At 64.3% G+C, this 3,340-nt stretch carries 3 protein-coding genes; 1 reads left to right on the top strand and 2 read right to left on the bottom strand.

Going from position 1 to position 3,340, the window contains the following annotated elements; translation table 11 throughout:
- Positions 1 to 407 precede the first annotated feature (407 nt).
- The gene (locus ACWDKQ_RS35545) at positions 408 to 755 is read right to left on the bottom strand and encodes a hypothetical protein (protein WP_450143135.1); all 348 of its coding nucleotides are present in this window, start codon (positions 753 to 755) and stop codon (positions 408 to 410) included.
- 146 nt (positions 756 to 901) lie between these two features.
- Here ACWDKQ_RS35545 and ACWDKQ_RS35540 point away from each other — a divergent pair, with 146 nt between their 5' ends.
- Positions 902 to 1,570 (top strand): FHA domain-containing protein, encoded by a 669-nt coding sequence (locus ACWDKQ_RS35540; RefSeq protein WP_450143134.1) that lies wholly within the window; start codon positions 902 to 904, stop codon positions 1,568 to 1,570.
- A gap of 1,229 nt (positions 1,571 to 2,799) precedes the next feature.
- Here ACWDKQ_RS35540 and ACWDKQ_RS35535 read toward each other — a convergent pair.
- Positions 2,800 to 3,102, bottom strand: coding sequence for an MFS transporter (locus tag ACWDKQ_RS35535; RefSeq protein WP_450143133.1), 303 nt, complete (start codon positions 3,100 to 3,102; stop codon positions 2,800 to 2,802).
- Positions 3,103 to 3,340 lie beyond the last annotated feature (238 nt).

The raw sequence follows: 3,340 nt of genomic DNA, 5'->3' as shown, positions 1-3,340 counted from the left end.
ACGCTGGTTTGGCTTGACGCAACAGTGTCTAAATGGTAACTGCGTCAACCAGCATGCGCGTCTCAACAATCACGCGGCATTCCATTCCGCACATCCACTTCCGTTGCGGGCTGCGACGTCTGACGGGAGCCGTCGGTCGCCGGTACGAGTTCGCGGGCACGCCAGCGCTCGCGGTCGGTCGTTCGCCCGCGAGCTGGCCAGCTGAGCACACTGGACAAAGTGGTGATTCCGTAGCGCATGTCCTCGGTCGTGGTGCCCGCGTAGCCGAGTAGGAGCGCGGTCTTGGGCTCGGGTCGCAGGTAGTGGGTCGACAGCGGCCAGACGTGGACTCATCGACACGGGGCGTTTTGGCGACCACTCGGTCGGCGCGATGGTGCGAGCCAGCCGACGAGGTGCAGTCCACCGTTTCAGGGGACGAGTCGCAGTTCCTCGCCGAGCGGTTCGGCCCGCCGGATCAGTTCCTGTTGGCGTTCGCCATGGAGGGCTCGTGTGCGCCGCAGGTGGCGGGCGAAGTGCCCTTCGATGAAGCCGGCGACGACGGCCTGGTCGATGAGGTGAGCGTGCATGTCGGTGGAAAGGTGTGCGGCGAGGAAGCCGGCGACGAGGGCGGGTGGCGCGATGACGTAGCCAAGCCGCAGGCAGGGGAACAGCACCTTGCTGAAGGTGCCGACGTAGATGACGCGCTGGTGGGAGTCGATCGCCATCAGCGCAGCGCGGGGCTTGCCGAGGTGGCGCACCCTGTCCGAAACGATCACCCCACAAGACCCGAAACACCGATCCTTAGCCACCCAAAACACCATCTAGCGCCGTTGGCGCCGAATCAGGATCCGGCGTTGACAGACGACGAGTTGTTGCCAACCTCAATCTGCAGACGCAGAAGTCCGTTCTGTTCCGTTAGTAGATGTTTGTTCGACCAGACCTTCGGTGCGACGGGAGTGGCGTCCGAGATCCTGCGAGGCGCAGGAGACGGCGGGTGCGCTGTTGCGCTGCGGTTCTCTTCCCACGGGGCCACTGGCGCATTAGGGTGTGGATTCCCGATCGGGTGCGCGCGCCAGCCATGGGCCGCTGTGCCGGAGTGCTGGTCATCTCGCTCCCCGAACCCTCGAGCTCGCTGATCACTTCGACCGGTTTCGCGTCAGGAGATGTTATGAGCGATCCCGCAAATGATGTGTCGCCAACAAAGAAAGTGAGGCGCTCACCGGAAGCGACCATTCCGACGACCGAACCGCCCAAGCACGTCCGCATCCCGCAGACTGCCCGGGAGCCCGCTCCCCGCGGGGCGAACCCAAAGCTGATCTACACGCGTGGCCCCGACGCTGGGGTCGGGCATGAGGTGGACTCACCGTGCATGCTCGGACGTGATCGCAGCTGCGACCTGGTGCTCGATGACCCCACTGTGTCCCGTTTTCACGCCGAGCTGCTGCTGATCAACGATTGTTACGTGGTGACCGACGTCGGCTCGCTGAACGGCACGTACGTCAACGGACGGCTGATCGACCGTGCGGAACTCGTCGACGGCGATGCGGTTTGGATTGGAACCTACCGTCTCCGTTTCCAGCTCGACGGCTGACTTCGAGCAGCCGGTTCGGTAGTGCCACCGGTCTGTCCGCACCACGAGTGAGCTAACGCGCAGGCCCCGCAGCCCTTTGCGCAGCGCTGTCGTCTGCGCCGAAGCGTTCCGCACTGTGATCTCGGCGGCGATGTGCTCGGCGAGCGACGCCAGGGTCGTCAGCTTCCGCGGATCGACGAACGCGACGTCGTCGCAATCCTGCTTCCGCCGTATGAGAGCACGTCAACGCGTCGTTGCACTGGTTCGCGGGCGGAGGAGATCGCGGTTCGGACTGTGAACACTATGAACAAGGACCGAGCTAAGCAGGGCCAAGAGCGGTAGCAGAGCAAGACGTCGACCGCGGACGTCTCGCCACGCCGGCGTGGTGGCATGAGATCAGGCAACCGGCAAGCCCCTGGCGGCCGAACCAGATAGCAGCTGTATGACGATACCCGTCGCCAGAACGTCAAGGGCTGCTCGAAGATGACCAAGAGCAGCTGGAGCAGGCTTTCAGTCGGAGTTGACTTCTTGGGTGTGTATTGCCGGGACCGAGCCCGGTCCGGAGCTGCGTGGGCTTGCTACCACTGCCTGTGGGATCAAGCTGTTGACGTTGTCGCCGGCCGGCAGTGATAAGCGCGGAGCGGTCGTAGATTTGCCCAGTGTGGTCGATCTTTTCGTTTGTGGGGAGTGGCGCGCGTCAGACTTTGAAGCGGCTGGCCTCTTCGAGGACATCGAGGTGATCCGCCAAGACGCGGCGATGCCGGTCTTGAGGTTCACGGCCCTGCTTGGCATCCCCGTGCCGCACTCCACTCCGTTGGATGGCCAAGGGCCGACCGGGAACCCGCCAAGGGCCCGTGGCCGACCCTGGCGGTGGATGCGGTCGAGCCGATCGCGGAGAGAAGTACGCCCAGGATTGGCCGGCGCTGGGGTACCGCAAGATCCATGCCCTGATGCACGCCGATGTTACGGCGTTTCGTCGTCTAATGTGGAGCGTGTGATGTGCGACGGAATCTGTTGCAGCCGGGAGAATACCACCGTGAGCGGTGGGAACTGGCCAAGGCCGGCAAAGCCGCGTTCGCGGAGCCGCTCACGGGGCCGAATCAGGTATGGCAGCTGGACTAAGTGGCTGAGGTTTCTCAGTTATGCGGCGGGTGAGGTGCTGGTCGAGGGCGCCCGCGGGCTGCGATCGGGCCACAGCTCGCCGATGAGCGTCGTCGCGCTGCCCCACTCCGCGCCCAACCCCATGTCAGTTATGAAGTGCACGGCCAGCAACCACCAGTAGTTGGGTTCCAAGGGGACATGCCCGTGAACAATGCGTACCAGGTGATCGAAATGATGAGGATGCGCCGCCGGCCGAGGTAGTCCGCGGCGAACCCGGCGACGATCCCTCCCAAGGCCCACCCCGCGAGGGTCGCGGCCACCAGCGCGCCGACATACGCGGGAAGCCGTTTGAGCTGGGTGCTGGTACCCAGACTGGTGACGGCGACCGAACCAGCGAGGACGAGCGCGTAGGTCTCGAACCCGTCGAACGTCCATCCGAGCCATGACGCCACGAGCGCGCGGCGGCTGGTCTTGCGATACTGCGCATGGTTACGGGTTGATCAAGGGTGTTGAGTGAAGGCATGCCGCTTTCCAGGCCGGACACAGTGCTCTCCTTTGAGCTGTCAGCGCGACGCCGGGGAATTGGGTGCCGAACTCAGTTGAGCGCGTCGATTGGGGCAAGAACGGTGACGCTGATCGGCGACGCAAGCAAGTCCGGCAGCTGGGCGCGGTAGTTCTTGTAGTGCGTGG

The sequence above is a fragment of the Saccharopolyspora sp. NPDC000995 genome (assembly GCF_053599315.1).
This window is presented reverse-complemented; position numbering and strand designations above follow the sequence as displayed.

Coding starts and splice junctions, on each gene's coding strand:
- ACWDKQ_RS35540 (WP_450143134.1), top strand. CDS start 902: ATGTTTGTTCGACCAGACCTTCGGTGCGACGGGAGTGGCGTCCGAGAT.